Consider the following 15,426-nt stretch of genomic DNA (forward strand, 5'->3'; position numbering starts at 1 on the left):
CGCGGGCGTGATGACCGCCCGGTGTTGCCATGCGCAGGAGGGGATGCCGATCGAAAGCCAGCGCTCCGGTACCGCCATTTGGAACCGGCGATGATCGTTACTCCCGCATCCCGCTGCCGATTGTGCGAGGGCGTCGAGTCTTGTGCCAACACGCTGAAGAACGGTGGCTTTTAGAGACGGTCTACTGTTGTGACGGCAAAATGGCTGGGCTAGCTTGTTCGATAAGCGGAATATCATTCCGCATGACGGAATTGGTGGGAAACGGATGGGACGACGGTCTGAGCGATTGAGCAGGGGCAGCATGCTGCCCGGAGATCTCGCCGGCGAGGGCGAGGTCATTCAGGTGGTGTCGCGGGCGTTCGACGTGCTTCGCTGTTTCGAAGGGCACGAGGCGCGGCTCGGCAACCTCGAAATCTCCAACCGCTGCGGTCTGCCGCGGTCGACGGTGTCGCGGCTCACGCACACGCTGACCCGCATGGGCCAGCTGGTCTACCTGCCGCGCGATCAGAAATACCGCATCGGCCCGAGCGCGGTGGCGATGAGCACGTCGATGACCCGCGGCTTGCAGTTGCGCAATCTGATCCGGCAGCGGCTGCAGGACGTCGCCGAGCAGTTGCCCGGAACGGTCGGCTTCGTGATTCCCGACCGCTTCCACCTCGTCTATCTCGAGTTCGGCCGCGCCGCCAACGCGCTCGGCCTGCATGAGACCACCGGCAGCCGCATCTCGATGGCCTCGACCGCGGCCGGGCATGCCTATGTCGCCGCGCTCGAGCCGGAGGTCGGCGACGCCCTGCTGGCCGAGATGGAGCGCGAGATGCCGGACGCGGCCAAGCTGCTGCGGCCACGCCTCGAGCACAACAGGCAGTTTCTCAAGGAGCACGGCTACGTCGTGGCCTGCGGCCTGTGGAGTGCTCACATCAACGGCGTCGCGCTGCCGCTGTGGTCGCCGCAATACCAGACCTATGTCGTGCTCACGATCGGGCTGTTGTCGGCGATGTACGACGAGCAGCGGCTGCACGACGAGGTCGCCCAGCCGATGCGCGAGCTGGGCCGCAGCATCGCGGCGCTATTGCAGGGCGCCGAAGCCGACGTCTTCAACAACCGGATGGACAGAAAACCGCTCCAGGTGAACGCGAAGACCAACCATAAGAACAAGACCATCACCGGGGCAGGGGGAACGAATGAGTTGGCAGCCGGAGCTCGAGGAACTGGCCCGGCGCGAAGCCTTCGCGCGGGAGATGGGCGGGCCTGACAAGGTCAAGCGTCAGCACGACCAGGGCCGCCTCACCGTTCGCGAGCGCATCGACGGGGTCGTCGATCCCGGCAGCTTTCACGAGATCGGCGCGGTCGCCGGCCTCGGCGAGTATGACGAGCAGGGCGAGCTCAAGCACGTCACGCCTGCGAATTGCGTGTTCGGGCGCGCGCGCGTCGACGGCCGCACCGTGGTCGTGGTCGGTGACGATTTCACCGTGCGCGGCGGCTCGGCCGATGCGTCGATCGCCGCCAAGCCGCTGATGGCGGAGGAGATGGCGCACGACTTCCGTCTGCCGATCATCCGCATCATCGAAGGCTCCGGCGGCGGCGGCTCGGTCAAGACCATCGAGACCAAGGGCGCGGCGAACCTGCCTGGCGGCATCGGCGGCAATCGCTGGTACCGCTACACGACCGAGAACATGTCGCTGGTCCCGGTGGTCGCGCTCGGCCTCGGCTCGGTTGCCGGCCTGGGCGCAGCGCGACTCGCGGCGAGCCACTACTCCGTCATGACCAGGCAGTCGGCGATGTTCGTCGCCGGTCCGCCGGTGGTGAAGCGGCTGGGCCAGGACCTTGGCAAGATGGAGCTCGGCGGCGCCGACATCCAGACCAAGGCGGGCGGCGTCGACCACGCGGTCGACACTGAGGCGGAAGCGTTCGCCTGCGCGCGCCGCTTCCTGTCCTATTTGCCGTCGTCGGTCCATGAGCTGCCGCCGACCTTGCCCTGCACCGACGATCCGCAGCGCACGGACGATCAGTTGATCAGCGCCGTGCCGCGGGATCGCCGCCGCGTCTACAAGATGCGCCCGATCATCGAGTCCGTCGTCGACAACGGCTCGTTCTTCGAGGTGTCACAGAATTACGGCCGCCCGCTCATCGTCGGCCTCGCCCGGCTCGAAGGCCGTGCGGTGATGGTGCTGGCGAGCGATCCTTATCACTACGGCGGCTCATGGACCGCTGACGCCTGCCAGAAGGTGATCCGCTGGGTCGACTTCGCCGAGACCTTCCATCTGCCGATCGTCTACCTGATGGACTGCCCGGGCTTCATGGTCGGTTTGGAGGCGGAGAAGGCGGCGACCATCCGCCACGGCGTGCGCGCGATGGCCGCGGTCAACCAGTCGACGGTGCCGTGGTGCACGGTGATCGTGCGCAACAACTTCGGCGTCGCCGGCGTCGTGCATCAGCCGGCCGATCGCTTCTCGATCCGCTATGCCTGGCCGTCGGCCCATTGGGGCTCGCTGCCGCTCGAGGGTGGCATCGAGGCGGCCTATCGCGCCGAGATCGATGCCGCGCCTGATCCGAAGGCGAAGCTGAAGGAGATCGAGGAGCGGCTGACCAAGCTGCGCTCGCCGTTCCGCTCCGCCGAGAAGTTCTGGGTCGAGGAGATCATCGATCCCCGCAAGACGCGCGCGCTGCTGTGCGAGTTCGCGCGTCTCGCCGAGCCGCTGCGCACGCCGGGGCCGCCGACGGCGATGACGACGCGGCCGTGAGCTCACGCCGCGGCAGGCTTGGCCTGCCGCGCGATCGCGAGCGCGAGCAGGGCTGCGACGATGCAGAGCGCGCCGGCGGTGAAGAATGCCGGAAGATAGCTCTGCAACAGCGTGCGCGACAGGCCCGCGCCGAATGCGGCGGTGCCGGCGCCGAGCTGATGTCCGGCGAACACCCAGCCGAACACCAGGTTGGCCCGCTCGGGCCCGAACCGCTGCGCAGTCAGCCGCACCGTCGGCGGCACGGTGGCGATCCAGTCGAGGCCGTAGAACATCGCGAACAGCGACAGGCCATAGAACGAGAAGTCGGTGAACGGCAGGAACAGCAGCGAGAGCCCCCGCAGGCCGTAGTACCAGAACAGTAGCCAGCGATTGTCGTAGCGGTCGGACAGCCAGCCCGACACGATCGTGCCGACGAAGTCGAACATGCCCATCGCGGCGAGCAGACTGGCGGCCTGGACCTGCGGGATGCCGAAGTCGAGGCACATCGGGATCAGATGCACCTGGACGAGGCCGTTGGTCGAGGCGCCGCAGATGAAGAAGGTCGCAAACAGCATCCAGAACACCGGCGCGCGCGCCGCGTCGCGGAGGGTGCCGAGCGCAGCCGTCAGGATCGGCGTCGTGACGGGCGCGGGCGTTGCGATCGGCTCGGTGCCCTTGTCGCCGTACGGGCGCAGGCCAAGGTCGCTCGGCCGGTCGCGCATCAAGAGCAGCACGGCGGTCGCGGACACGCCGAGCGCGATGCAGACGAGCGCAAGCGCGACGCGCCAGCCGAGCCGCTCGGTGAGGCTGGCGAGCAGCGGCAGGAACACCAGCTGTCCGGTGGCGACGCTGGCGGTGAGAACCCCGACCACGAGGCCGCGACGCGCGACGAACCAGCGCGTGGCGATGGTCGCGCCCAGCACCAAGGCGGTCATGCCAGTGCCGATGCCGATCACGACGCCCCACAGCAGCACGAGGTGCCAGACCTGGCTCATCGCCAACGACGAAAGCAGCGCAGTGACCACGATCAGTTGGGCCAGCAACGTGATGTTGCGCAGGCCATAGCGGTTGAGCAAGGCGGCGGCGAACGGGGCCATCAGCCCGAACAGCACGAAGCGGATGGAGAGTGCCGAGGAGATCTCGGCGGTGCTCCAGCCGAACTCCTGCTGGAGGGGCACGATGAACACGCCCGGCGCCCCCACCGTGCCGGCCGACACCAGGGCCGTAAAGAATGTCACGGCCACCATGACCCAGCCATAGTGGATGTTGCGCCGTGCGAGTGCTGCCGCGAGCCGGTTCGAGATCATGTGCTTCTCAGTCCGATGATGATTGCGCCCATTTTGCCAGGACGCGTCGACGACATAAATGGCTAAGTTCCCTCGATTCAGGACATCACGGTCGCTCGAGCGCGATCGCCGTCGCCTCGCCGCCGCCGATGCATAGCGCGGCGACACCGCGCTTCAGTCCACGGGCCTGCATCGCATGCAGCAGCGTCACGATCAGCCGCGCGCCGGTGGCGCCGATCGGATGGCCGAGTGCGCAGGCGCCGCCGTTGACGTTCAGCCGGTCGCGCGCAATGCCGAGGTCGCGCTGCGCGGCCATAGCGACGACCGCAAACGCCTCGTTGATCTCGAACAGGTCGACATCCTCGACCTGCCAGCCGACCTTGTCGAGCAGCTTCCGGATCGCCGGGATCGGCGCCGTCGTGAACCATTGCGGCTCCTGGCTGTGCGTGGCGTGGCCCTTGATCTCCGCGAGGACAGGCAGCCCGTCGCGGTCGGCACGCGATCGCGTGGCGAGCACGAGTGCCGCAGCACCATCCGCATTCGCGGAGGACGCCGCGGGCGTAATCGTGCCATCCTTGCGGAACGCCGGCTTCAGTGCCGGGATCTTCGCCGGATCGACCTTCAGCGGATGCTCGTCATTGACGACCAGGCGGGGGCCGGATTTCTCGACGATCGTGATCGGGGCGATCTCGGCCTTGAATGCCCCGCCTTCGACCGCCTTGCGCGCACGCGTCAGCGTCTCGATGGCGTAGGCATCCTGGTCGGCGCGGGTGAACTGATAGGCCTCGGCCGTGGCCTCGCCGAAATCGCCCATCGAGCGTCCGGTCTCATAGGCGTCCTCCAGGCCATCCAGCATCATGTGATCGAGGATCCGGTCGTGGCCGGCACGATAGCCGCCGCGCGCCTTGGTCAGCAGATACGGCGCGTTGCTCATGCTCTCCATGCCGCCTGATACGACGATCTCGGCGGAGCCCGCCCGAATGATGTCGAGCGCCAACATCGTCGCCTTCATGCCGGAGCCGCAGACCTTGTTGATCGTGGTGGCGCCCGTGGCGTCCGGCAGGCCGGAACCGCGCGCGGCCTGCCGTGCCGGAGCCTGGCCCTGGCCGGCCGACAGTACGTTGCCCATGAACACCTCCTGGACCGCATCGGGCGAGACGGTGGCGCGTTCGAGCGCCGATCCGATCACGTGCGCGCCGAGCTTGTTCGCACTCAGCGGTGACAATTCGCCCATGAAACGGCCCAACGGAGTGCGGGCGGCGGACAGGATCACGACGGAATCGGATGAGGCCATGACAGGCTCCCTGATAAAAGATGATGACCATCATATAATAGCGTCTCGCAAAAGGAAACCCCGGCGATCCCTGCTGAACCATCGTGAAGCTGGCGCAAGACTGCCGGGCTCCGAGAGCCGAGACTTGGAGGAAATTGCTATCGCTTGCGGTCGATGAAATGTTGCATCAGCCGTTTTGGCTCATCGGTCAGGAACGACCGTCCGAAGGCGCCGATCGATATCTCGACCGACTCCTTCAGCGGCAGCTCCTCCCATTGCCGCAGCAGGGCCTTCTGAGTCCGCAGCGCTTCGGGGCCGCAGGCGAGCAGGGATGCCACGGCCTTCTCGACCACGATGTCGAGTTCTCCCTCGGCGGCGACGGCATCGACGAGGCCCCAGGCGAGCGCGGTCGGCGCGTCGATCGTCTCGGCGGTCATCAGCAGCCAGCGCGTGCGGCCCCAGCCGATGAGACGTGGCAACAGCGCGGCATGAATGACCGACGGGATGCCGACACGCACCTCGGGCATGCCGAACTTGGCATCATGCCCCGCGACGCGGATATCGCAGGCTGCTGCGACCTCCAATCCGCCACCCAGGCACCACCCCGGCATCCGCGCAATCACGGGGACAGGAAAATGTCGCACCGCTTCGCAGAGCCCGGCAAGTCGCGAGATGAACGTTTCCGCCGACGCCTGGTCCAGCGTCGCCATCTCCTTGATGTCGGCGCCGCCGATCATGCTCTTCCCGCTTTCGCCGGCCAAAACGAGAACGCGAATGCCGGCATCGGAGGCGAGTGATTGCAGGCCGGCTTCCACGTCGAGAATCGCCGCCGAACCGAGAATGTTGAGCGGGCCGGCATTGCAGATCGTCAGCCGGACCACGCCGGGGCCGTCACGACTCACGCCGCAGTGGGAATTGAGCATGTCCATCGTCGTCCTCGTCGGGTTCCTGGGCAACAGGGGTGTGCCGGGAATAAATCAGGCCAGCGAAGTTGATTTAGATCAACTCGAATTCATCAAATAGCTGCAGCGAGCAGGACGCAGAGCTGTTATAGTATGACCGCAGACATTCAATGGGACGGCAATGCGCTACTCTCCGGAACACAAGGCGGAAACCCACGCGCGGATCGTGCGCAAGGCATCGGTGCGGCTGCGCGAGCGCGGCGCTCACGGCGTCGGGGTTGCCGACCTGATGAAGGAGGCCGGACTGACTCACGGCGGCTTCTACGCGCATTTCGATTCGCGCGAGGCGCTGGTGGTGGAGGCGTTCGGTTATGCGATCGACCGTTCGATGGAGCATTGGCGCAAGCTGCTGGACCAGTTGCCGCCGCAGAAGCGGCTTGCGGCGATCGTCGATGGCTATCTGTCCGCGGGGCATCGTGACGATGTCGGTCACGGCTGCGCGGTTCCTGCGCTCGGGGCGGAAATCGCCCGTGAGAGCGCCAAGACCCGCAAGGCTTTTGCCGCGAAGCTGGAAGAGCTGATCGACCTGTTCGCCGAGTACATCGTCGACGTTCCGGCCAGGACGGCGCGAAAGCGCGCTTCGGCGATGCTTGCGACGCTGACGGGGACGCTCGTGATGGCGCGACTGACCGGCAGCGGCGAATTGTCCGACGATATTCTGAGCTCCGGGCGCGAGGTGGCGCTGGCCGTCGCCAGTGGCGGCGGACCGGCGGGGAAATCCCCCGCGCGAACGCCCGCGAACAGGCCTGCGAAGAAGACGGCCGCCGCAAAGCGCTGATCCCTCGTGTGGGGTCGGATGCTGGACGCGGCACGCTGCACGTCGCGGGGTCTGCCGTGATCGTGCCGACCGAGCGAAGGGGCTGCATTTTCGCAGCGCCGATCAGCGCCTAGACCCTTCCCAAACGCCGCAAAGACTGCAAGATGCCGGCCAAATCGGCACTGCTTACCCCTGCGGAGGATACCCCATGCGTTCGATCGGTCATTTCATTGGCGGCAAAGAGGTCAAGGGCACGTCCGGACGGACGGCCGATGTCTTCGAGCCCATGACCGGCGATGTTCAGGCCAAGGTCGCGCTGGCCTCGCGCGCCGAGCTCCGGGCCGCGGTCGAGAACGCCAAGGCTGCGCAGCCGGCCTGGGCCGCCACCAATCCGCAGCGCCGCGCGCGCGTGATGATGAAGTTTCTGGAACTCGCCCAGCGCGATTATGACCAGCTCGCCGAGTTGCTCGCGCGTGAGCACGGCAAGACCGTTCCCGATGCCAAGGGCGACATCCAGCGCGGGCTCGAGGTCGTCGAGTTCGCATGCGGCATTCCGCATTTGATGAAGGGCGAATATACCGAAGGCGCGGGCCCGGGTATCGACATCTATTCGATGCGCCAGCCGCTCGGTGTCGTTGCCGGCATCACGCCGTTCAATTTCCCGGCGATGATTCCGATGTGGAAGTTCGCCCCTGCCATCGCCTGCGGCAATGCCTTCATCCTGAAGCCCTCGGAGCGCGATCCGGGCGTGCCGATGAAGCTCGCCGAGCTGATGATCGAGGCCGGTCTGCCGCCGGGCATCCTCAACGTCGTCAACGGCGACAAGGAGGCGGTCGACGCCATCCTCGAGGATCCGGACATCATGGCGATCGGCTTCGTCGGCTCGTCGCCGATCGCGCAGTACATCTATGAGCGCGCCGCTGCCCACGGCAAGCGCTGCCAGTGCTTCGGCGGCGCCAAGAACCACGCCATCATCATGCCCGACGCCGATCTCGACCAGGCGGTCGACGCGCTGATCGGCGCCGGCTACGGCTCGGCCGGCGAGCGCTGCATGGCGGTGTCGGTCGCGGTGCCCGTCGGCAAGACCACCGCCGATCGGCTGATGGATAAGCTGATCCCGCGCGTCGAAAGCCTCAAGATCGGCACGTCCGTCGATCCGTCGGCCGATTTCGGTCCGCTGGTGACCCGCGAGGCGGTCGAGCGCGTCAAGAACTATGTCGAGATCGGCGTCAAGGAGGGCGCGACGCTCGCCGTCGACGGTCGCGGCTTCAAGATGCAGGGCTACGAGAACGGCTTCTACATGGGCGGCTGCCTGTTCGACAACGTCACCAAGGACATGCGGATCTACAAGGAAGAGATCTTCGGACCCGTGCTATCGGTCGTGCGCGCCAAGGACTATGCCGAGGCGCTGGCGCTGCCGTCCGAGCATGATTACGGCAACGGCGTTGCGATCTTCACCCGCGACGGCGACGCGGCCCGCGACTTCGCGGCCAAGGTCAATGTCGGCATGGTCGGCATCAATGTGCCGATCCCGGTGCCGATCGCCTATTACACCTTCGGCGGCTGGAAGAAGTCCGGCTTCGGCGATCTCAACCAGCACGGCCCGGATTCGATCCGCTTCTACACCAAGACCAAGACGGTGACCTCGCGCTGGCCGTCCGGCGTCAAGGAAGGCGCGGAGTTCTCGATCCCGCTGATGAAGTGAGTTGAGGGTCCTTGATGGACTCTCGCCGTCGTCATTGCGAGGAGCGAAGCGACGAAGCAATCCAGACTGCCTCCGCGGGAAGATTCTGGATTGCTTCCGCCTCCGCCCAGAGGCTTCGGCGGACAAGTCGCTACGCTCGCAATGACGGAGTTCGGAGCAGCGCCAAAGCCAAACAACAAATCTAAGGAAACGCGGAGAACGAATGCAGTTCGCTCTCAATGAGGATCAAATCGCGGTGCGCGACATGGCGCGCGCCTTCGCCGCGGAGAAGATCGCCCCGCATGCGCTGCGCTGGGACGAGGAGAAGCATTTTCCGGTGGATGTGATGCGCGAGGCCGCAAGCCTTGGCATGGGCGGCATCTACATTCGCGACGATGTCGGCGGCTCCGGCCTGAGCCGGCTCGACGCTGCGCTCATCTTCGAGGCGCTGGCGACGGGCTGCCCCACGGTCTCGGCCTTCATCTCGATCCACAACATGGCCTCGTGGATGATCGACACATTCGGCACCGAGGCGCAGCGCCAAGCTTACCTGCCGAAGCTCTGCGCCATGGACCTGATCGCGAGCTATTGCCTGACCGAGCCGGGCGCAGGCTCCGACGCGGCGGCGCTGCGCACGCGCGCGGTGCGCGACGGCGACGACTATGTGCTCAACGGGCAGAAGCAGTTCATCTCCGGCGCGGGCGCGACCGACATCCTGGTCGCTATGGTGCGCACCGGAGCAGACGGTCCCGGCGGCATCTCGACGCTGGTGATCGACGCCAATACCCCCGGCGTGTCGTTCGGTGCCAATGAACGCAAGATGGGCTGGAATGCGCAGCCGACCCGCGCCGTGATCTTCGAGAATGCGCGCGTGCCGGTCGCCAACCGGCTGGGCGAGGAGGGCATCGGCTTCAAGATCGCGATGGCCGGGCTCGACGGCGGCCGCCTCAACATTGCCGCGTGCTCGCTCGGTGGTGCGCAGGCGGCGCTCGACAAGACGTTGGCCTATACGAAAGAGCGCAAGGCGTTCGGCAAGCGGCTCGACGAATTCCAGGCGCTGCAGTTTCGCATCGCCGACATGGCGATCGAGCTGGAGGCGGCGCGCACCTTCGTCTGGCGTGCGGCGGCCGCGCTCGACCGCAAGGATGCTGACGCGACCATGCTGTGCGCAATGGCCAAGCGCTTCGGTACCGATGTCGGCTTCGAGGTCGCCAACCAGGCGCTGCAGCTGCATGGCGGCTACGGCTATTTGAGCGAATACGGCATCGAGAAGATCGTGCGTGACCTGCGCGTACACCAGATCCTCGAAGGCACCAATGAGATCATGCGGCTGATCGTGTCGCGCAAGCTGATCGAGGCCGCGCGATGAGCGAGGTCCTCGAAGGCGACCTGATCGTCCGCCGCGAGGGCTCGGCCGGCATCATCCGGCTGAACCGGCCGAAGGCGATCAATGCGATGACGCTGGAGATGTCGATGGGCATCGACGCCGCGCTGGATCAGTTCGAGGTCGATCCGGCCGTCGCGGTTGTCGTGCTGGAAGGCGCGGGCGAGCGGGGACTTTGCGCGGGCGGCGACATTCGCGGGCTCTATGAAAGCTCGAAGGTGAATGGCGACCTTGGCAAGGTGTTCTGGCGTCAGGAATACATCATGAACGCGCGCATCGCGGCGTTCCCAAAACCCTATGTCGCCTACATGGATGGGCTCGTGATGGGTGGTGGCGTCGGCCTGTCGGCGCATGGCCGCCACCGCATCGTGACCGAGAAAACCAAGCTTGCGATGCCCGAGGTCGGCCTCGGCTTCTTTCCCGACGTCGGCGGCACCTGGCTGTTGTCGCGCGCGCCGGGCGAACTCGGCGCCTATTTCGGCCTGACCGGGCAGACCATGAACGGGCCCGATGCGATCCATGCGCGCTTTGCCGATGCCGTCGTGCCGACTTCGAGCTGGCCGGCGCTGCGCGAGGTTCTGACCAAGGTCCGGCCGGGCACGCTCTCGATCGAGATCGATCGGCTGATCGCGGGCTTCGCAACGGACGAGACGGCCGGGCCGGTGGCTGCGCAGCAGGCCAAGATCGACGCCTGGTTTGCCCAGGACAGCATGCACGACATCTTCGCGGCGCTGGACGCGGATGGATCGGAGCTGGCGCTGGCGACGCAGAAGACGCTCAAGGAGAAGTCGCCGCGCGGCATGGTCGTGACGCTCAAGCTGCTGCGGCTGGCGCGCGGAGCGGCGTCGCTGGAGGAATGCCTGGTGCGCGAGTATCGTGCGGCGCTGGAAGTGTTCCGCAGCGACGACTTTCGCGAAGGCGTCCGCGCCGCGATCATCGACAAGGACCGCAATCCCAAATGGTCGCCGCCGGATGTCGATCAGGTGACGCCGGAGATGCTGGCGCGCTATCTCGCTGAGATCGGCGCCGACGAGCTGGCCTTTCCGCAAACGAGATAACAATCAGGTCGAGGGGAGAGAACGAACCATGGCAACGATCGCATTCATCGGCCTCGGCAACATGGGCGGCCCGATGGCCGCCAACCTGGTCAAGGCCGGCCACAAGGTGGTGGCATTCGATCTGGTCGAAGCCTCGCGCGCGCAGGCCAAGGCCGATGGCGCCGAGATCGCCGACAGCGCCGTCGCGGCGGCCAAAGGGGCCGACGCCGTCGTCACCATGCTACCGGCCGGCAAGCATGTGCTGGCGGTCTGGAACGAGGTCGTGCCGGCGATGTCCAAGGGCGCTGTCATCATCGACTCCTCGACCATCGACGTCGAGAGCGCGCGCGCCGCGCATGCGCTGGCCGCCAAGCACGGCATCGCCGCCGTCGAAGCACCGGTGTCGGGCGGTACCGGCGGCGCCAAGGCCGCGACGCTCACCTTCATGTGCGGCGGCGAGGAGGGCGCGTTCGCCGCGGCCCAGCCGATCCTGGAGAAGATGGGCAAGAAGATCGTCCATTGCGGCGGCGCCGGCGCCGGTCAGGCGGCCAAGATCTGCAACAACATGATCCTGGGCATTTCGATGATCGCGGTCAGCGAGGCTTTTGCGCTAGGCGAAAAGCTCGGCCTGTCGCATCAGGCGCTGTTCGACGTCGCCTCGACCTCGTCGGGCCAGTGCTGGTCGCTGACGTCCTATTGCCCGGTGCCGGGCCCGGTGCCGGCCTCGCCCGCCAACAACGACTACAAGCCGGGCTTCGCGACCGCGCTGATGCTGAAGGATCTCACGCTGTCGCAGGACGCCGCCAAGGCCGCCGGCGCGGCGACGCCGCTCGGGCAGCACGCGCAGGAGATCTACAAGGCGTTCGAGGCCGCCGGCCATGGTGGCGTCGATTTCTCCGGGATCATTCAGCACGTCCGCAAGCTCGCCGGGACCACCTGATGACGACATTCAAGGACGCACGCGCGTTTCTGCTGGCGCATCGCACCGACTACGATGCCGCGGTGCAGGGTTTTCGCTGGCCCGATCCGGCGCCCTTCAACTGGGCGCTCGACTGGTTCGATGCCGAGCTTGCATCCGATCCGGAGAGCCGCGACCGCACGGCGTTATGGATCTTCGATGCCGCGCAGGACCGCCAGACCAAGCTGTCCTTTGCCGCGCTGTCGCGCCGCTCCAACCAGGTTGCGAATTTCCTGCGCGCGCAGGGGCTGAAACGCGGCGACCATCTGCTGCTGCTGCTCGGCAACGTCGTGCCGCTGTGGGAGACCATGCTGGCGGCGATGAAGCTCGGCGTCGTCGTGATCCCCGCGACCACACTGCTGACCACCGACGAGTTGCGTGATCGCCTCGAGCGCGGCCGCGCGAAAGCCGTCGTCGCCGCGCAGGATCAGGTGGCGAAGTTCGCCGAACTCGGCGCCGATGATCTCGTCCGCATCGTCGTCGGCGCGCCGGCGGCACCTGCCGGCTGGCTGCCGTTCGAGCAGGCGGCTGATACGGCCGAGGCGTTCACTCCGGATGGGCCGACGCAGCCGGATGATCCGATGCTGCTCTATTTCACCTCGGGCACCACGGCCAAGCCGAAGCTGGTGCGGCACAGCCATCGCAGCTACCCGGTCGGCCATCTCTCCACGATGTACTGGCTCGGCCTGCAGCCGGGCGACGTGCATCTCAACATCTCCTCCCCGGGCTGGGCCAAGCATGCCTGGAGCTGCTTCTTCTCGCCGTGGAATGCCGGCGCGACAGTGTTCGTCGTCAACCAGCCGCGCTTCGACGCCAAGGGGCTGCTCGCGATCATCAAACGTTGCGGCGTCACCACGCTGTGCGCGCCGCCGACGGTGTGGCGGCTGTTCATCCAGGAGCATCTCGCCGACTTCAAGGTCAGCCTGCGCGAGGCCTGCGGCGCCGGCGAGCCGCTCAATCCGGAAGTCATCGATCAGGTGCGCGCCGCCTGGGGGCTGACGATCCGCGACGGCTACGGCCAGACCGAGACCGCCGCGATCGTCGGCAACTCGCCGGGGCAGACGCTGAAGATCGGCTCGATGGGCCGGCCGCTGCCGGGCTACCGCGTCGAGGTCGCCGACATCGACGGCAATCCCGCGCGTGAAGGCGAGATCACCTTGGCGCTGACGGCCGAGCGCCCGGCCGGGTTGATGCAGGGCTATCAGAACGATGACGGCAAGCTGTCCGGCGCCGACGGCACGCGCTATCGCACCGGCGACGTCGTGTTCCAGGACGAAGACGGCTATCTCACCTTCGTCGGCCGCTCCGACGACGTGTTCAAATCGTCCGACTACCGCATCTCGCCGTTCGAGCTGGAAAGCGTGCTGCTGGAGCATGAGGCCGTGGCCGAGGCCGCCGTTGTGCCATCTCCGGATCCCATCCGTCTCGCGATACCGAAAGCCTATGTGTTGCTGACGGCGGGCGCGGAGCGCTCGCGCGCGACGGCGCTGTCGATCTTCGCGCATCTCCAGGCGCGGCTCGCGCCGTTCAAGCGGATCCGCCGGCTCGAGCTGGTCAGCGAGCTGCCGAAGACGATCTCCGGAAAAATCCGCCGCGTGCAGTTGCGCCGGCTGGAGCACGAGGACAACCGCACGGATCATCTGCGCGGCACGGAGTTCAAGGAAGAGGATTTCCCCGAGCTGAAGACCAGGCCGTCCGGGCACGAGGTGTAGGAACGCATGAACCAGATCTGGAAGAAGCCGCCGATTTCGCTTGCAGCCTATCAGGCCATGGTTGGCCAGGAGATCGGCGTGTCGTCATGGCACGTGCTCGATCAGAAGCGCATCGATATCTATGCCGACGTGATCGAGGATCATCAGTTCATCCACGTCGATCCGGAGAAGGCCAAGGCGACGCCGTTCGGCACGACCATCGCGCACGGCTTCCTCACCATGTCGCTGCTGTCGGTGATGTCCTACGAGGTCATGCCGGCGATCGAAGGCACGGCGATGGGTGTTAATTACGGTTTCGACAAGCTGCGCTTCATCTCGCCGGTGAAATCGGGAAAACGCGTGCGCGGCCGCTTCGTGCTGGTGGAAGCCACGCTGCGCAAGCCGAAGGAGTTGCAGTCGCGCACCCATGTCACGGTCGAGATCGAGGGCGAAGACAAGCCCGCGCTGGTCGCCGACTGGATCGGGCTGATCTATCTGAGCTAACAATCTTCGTCACAACCCACCCATCGTCATCGCCGGGCGTGACCCGGCGATCCATCAAGACTGAGAGTCTTTCGAAGTGGATGGATGCCCGGGTCAGGCCCGGGCATGACGACCTCACTGAAGGAAAAGATCATGGCAATCAGATTTGACGGACGCGTCGCCATCGTTACCGGCGCAGGCAATGGTCTCGGACGCGCGCATGCGCTGGGACTGGCGAGCCGCGGCGCCAAGGTCGTGGTCAATGATTTCGGCGGCGCGCGCGACGGCACCGGCGGCTCGATGACCGCTGCCGAGACGGTGGTCGAGGAGATCCGCAAAGCCGGCGGCACCGCGATGGCCGACGGTGCCGACGTCTCGAATTTCGAGCAGGTCACCGCGATGGTCGAGCGCGCCACCAAGGAGTGGGGCAGCGTCGACATCATGTGCGCCAATGCCGGCATTCTCAGAGACAAGTCGTTCGCCAAGATGGAGGTGGCCGATTTCGCCAAGGTGCTGGACGTGCATCTGGTCGGCACCTTCTACTGCTGCAAGGCGGTGTGGAACGGCATGCGCGAGCGCAACTACGGCCGCATCGTCATGACGACGTCGTCGTCCGGCCTGTTCGGCAATTTCGGCCAGGCCAATTACGGCGCGGCGAAGACCGGCATGGTCGGCCTGATGAACGTGCTGGCGGAAGAGGGCCGCAAGACCAACATCCGCGTCAACATCATCTCGCCGACCGCGGCCACGCGCATGACCGAGGAGCTGCTGCCGCCGCAGGCGCTGGAGCTGATGAAGCCGGAATCGATCACGCCTGCGGTGGAGTATCTGCTCAGCGAGGACGCGCCCACGCGCACCATCATGGGTGCGGGTGCGGGCTCGTTCGCGGTGATCAGGATCCTGGAGAGCGAGGGCATCAATCTGCCGCCGGAGGAGTGGACGCCGGACGCGGTCGCCGCGCATTTCCAAGAGATCAGCGACATGTCGAAGGCGCGAGCGCTGCAGGGTGCGTTCGAGCAGACCCAGAAGTACGTGTCGCAGGCCGCGGCACGGCTGGGGATCAAGCTGTAGGGCACGAAGCCCGCTCCACACTCACCGTCATGGCCGGGCTTGACCCACGACTGTCCGGTTCAGCTTCCGCATATTGCGAGGCTCAACTGTTGTGGGTTTTTGGCAAGTTGGGGTGGCCCC

13 protein-coding genes are annotated in these 15,426 nt (G+C 66.2%); 10 read left to right on the forward strand and 3 right to left on the reverse strand.

The features are described 5' to 3' along the window. Positions 1 to 265 precede the first annotated feature (265 nt). Positions 266 to 1,252, forward strand: a complete 987-nt coding sequence (locus QW845_RS19390; RefSeq protein WP_315803147.1) for an IclR family transcriptional regulator — start codon at positions 266 to 268, stop codon at positions 1,250 to 1,252. Then, complete coding sequence (locus QW845_RS19395) at positions 1,182 to 2,741, forward strand: acyl-CoA carboxylase subunit beta (RefSeq protein ID WP_315803148.1); 1,560 nt, start codon at positions 1,182 to 1,184, stop codon at positions 2,739 to 2,741. The genes QW845_RS19390 and QW845_RS19395 overlap by 71 nt, the downstream gene beginning before the upstream one ends. 2 nt (positions 2,742 to 2,743) lie before the next feature. Here QW845_RS19395 and QW845_RS19400 read toward each other — a convergent pair whose 3' ends face one another. The 3 genes from QW845_RS19400 to QW845_RS19410 form a co-directional block, all read right to left on the reverse strand. Further along, positions 2,744 to 4,027, reverse strand: coding sequence for an MFS transporter (locus tag QW845_RS19400; RefSeq protein ID WP_315803149.1), 1,284 nt, complete (start codon positions 4,025 to 4,027; stop codon positions 2,744 to 2,746). Positions 4,028 to 4,112: 85 nt separating this feature from the next. Next, positions 4,113 to 5,300: an acetyl-CoA C-acyltransferase gene (locus QW845_RS19405; RefSeq protein ID WP_315803150.1), complete on the reverse strand. Its 1,188-nt coding sequence runs from the start codon at positions 5,298 to 5,300 to the stop codon at positions 4,113 to 4,115. A gap of 137 nt (positions 5,301 to 5,437) precedes the next feature. After that, entirely contained in the window at positions 5,438 to 6,208 is a 771-nt protein-coding gene (locus QW845_RS19410; protein WP_315803151.1) for an enoyl-CoA hydratase, read from the reverse strand. Between the two features lie 154 nt (positions 6,209 to 6,362). Here QW845_RS19410 and QW845_RS19415 point away from each other — a divergent pair, with 154 nt between their 5' ends. From QW845_RS19415 to QW845_RS19450, 8 genes are all read left to right on the forward strand, one after another. Beyond that, positions 6,363 to 7,019, forward strand: coding sequence for a TetR/AcrR family transcriptional regulator (locus tag QW845_RS19415; RefSeq protein WP_315803152.1), 657 nt, complete (start codon positions 6,363 to 6,365; stop codon positions 7,017 to 7,019). A gap of 187 nt (positions 7,020 to 7,206) precedes the next feature. Beyond that, positions 7,207 to 8,703, forward strand: a complete 1,497-nt coding sequence (locus tag QW845_RS19420) for a CoA-acylating methylmalonate-semialdehyde dehydrogenase (RefSeq protein ID WP_315803153.1) — start codon at positions 7,207 to 7,209, stop codon at positions 8,701 to 8,703. Positions 8,704 to 8,905: 202 nt separating this feature from the next. Next, a complete protein-coding gene (locus QW845_RS19425; protein ID WP_315803154.1) occupies positions 8,906 to 10,051 on the forward strand; it encodes an isobutyryl-CoA dehydrogenase in 1,146 nt (381 codons plus the stop codon). Beyond that, the gene (locus tag QW845_RS19430; RefSeq protein WP_315803155.1) at positions 10,048 to 11,124 is read left to right on the forward strand and encodes an enoyl-CoA hydratase/isomerase family protein; all 1,077 of its coding nucleotides are present in this window, start codon (positions 10,048 to 10,050) and stop codon (positions 11,122 to 11,124) included. Before QW845_RS19425 ends, QW845_RS19430 begins: the two co-directional genes overlap by 4 nt. Before the next feature lie 28 nt (positions 11,125 to 11,152). Next, entirely contained in the window at positions 11,153 to 12,043 is an 891-nt protein-coding gene (mmsB, locus tag QW845_RS19435) for a 3-hydroxyisobutyrate dehydrogenase (RefSeq protein WP_315803156.1), read from the forward strand. Beyond that, positions 12,043 to 13,773: an AMP-binding protein gene (locus QW845_RS19440; RefSeq protein ID WP_315803157.1), complete on the forward strand. Its 1,731-nt coding sequence runs from the start codon at positions 12,043 to 12,045 to the stop codon at positions 13,771 to 13,773. The genes mmsB and QW845_RS19440 overlap by 1 nt, the downstream gene beginning before the upstream one ends. A gap of 6 nt (positions 13,774 to 13,779) precedes the next feature. After that, positions 13,780 to 14,256 carry a MaoC family dehydratase gene (locus QW845_RS19445; protein WP_315803158.1) on the forward strand — a complete coding sequence of 159 codons (477 nt, stop codon included), beginning with the start codon at positions 13,780 to 13,782 and terminating at the stop codon, positions 14,254 to 14,256. 132 nt (positions 14,257 to 14,388) lie between these two features. After that, positions 14,389 to 15,306, forward strand: a complete 918-nt coding sequence (locus QW845_RS19450; protein ID WP_315803159.1) for an SDR family NAD(P)-dependent oxidoreductase — start codon at positions 14,389 to 14,391, stop codon at positions 15,304 to 15,306. Positions 15,307 to 15,426: the final 120 nt, after the last annotated feature.

Source organism: Bradyrhizobium sp. SZCCHNS3002 (assembly GCF_032377435.1).
GTDB lineage: Bacteria > Pseudomonadota > Alphaproteobacteria > Rhizobiales > Xanthobacteraceae > Bradyrhizobium.

What these genes read in the sequence shown, in the direction of transcription:
- QW845_RS19390 (WP_315803147.1), top strand. Translation starts at nt 266, where the DNA reads ATGGGACGACGGTCTGAGCGATTGAGCAGGGGCAGCATGCTGCCCGGA.
- QW845_RS19395 (WP_315803148.1), top strand. Translation starts at nt 1,182, where the DNA reads ATGAGTTGGCAGCCGGAGCTCGAGGAACTGGCCCGGCGCGAAGCCTTC.
- QW845_RS19400 (WP_315803149.1), bottom strand. Translation starts at nt 4,027, where the DNA reads ATGATCTCGAACCGGCTCGCGGCAGCACTCGCACGGCGCAACATCCAC.
- QW845_RS19405 (WP_315803150.1), bottom strand. Translation starts at nt 5,300, where the DNA reads ATGGCCTCATCCGATTCCGTCGTGATCCTGTCCGCCGCCCGCACTCCG.
- QW845_RS19410 (WP_315803151.1), bottom strand. Translation starts at nt 6,208, where the DNA reads ATGGACATGCTCAATTCCCACTGCGGCGTGAGTCGTGACGGCCCCGGC.
- QW845_RS19415 (WP_315803152.1), top strand. Translation starts at nt 6,363, where the DNA reads ATGCGCTACTCTCCGGAACACAAGGCGGAAACCCACGCGCGGATCGTG.
- QW845_RS19420 (WP_315803153.1), top strand. Translation starts at nt 7,207, where the DNA reads ATGCGTTCGATCGGTCATTTCATTGGCGGCAAAGAGGTCAAGGGCACG.
- QW845_RS19425 (WP_315803154.1), top strand. Translation starts at nt 8,906, where the DNA reads ATGCAGTTCGCTCTCAATGAGGATCAAATCGCGGTGCGCGACATGGCG.
- QW845_RS19430 (WP_315803155.1), top strand. Translation starts at nt 10,048, where the DNA reads ATGAGCGAGGTCCTCGAAGGCGACCTGATCGTCCGCCGCGAGGGCTCG.
- mmsB (WP_315803156.1), top strand. Translation starts at nt 11,153, where the DNA reads ATGGCAACGATCGCATTCATCGGCCTCGGCAACATGGGCGGCCCGATG.
- QW845_RS19440 (WP_315803157.1), top strand. Translation starts at nt 12,043, where the DNA reads ATGACGACATTCAAGGACGCACGCGCGTTTCTGCTGGCGCATCGCACC.
- QW845_RS19445 (WP_315803158.1), top strand. Translation starts at nt 13,780, where the DNA reads ATGAACCAGATCTGGAAGAAGCCGCCGATTTCGCTTGCAGCCTATCAG.
- QW845_RS19450 (WP_315803159.1), top strand. Translation starts at nt 14,389, where the DNA reads ATGGCAATCAGATTTGACGGACGCGTCGCCATCGTTACCGGCGCAGGC.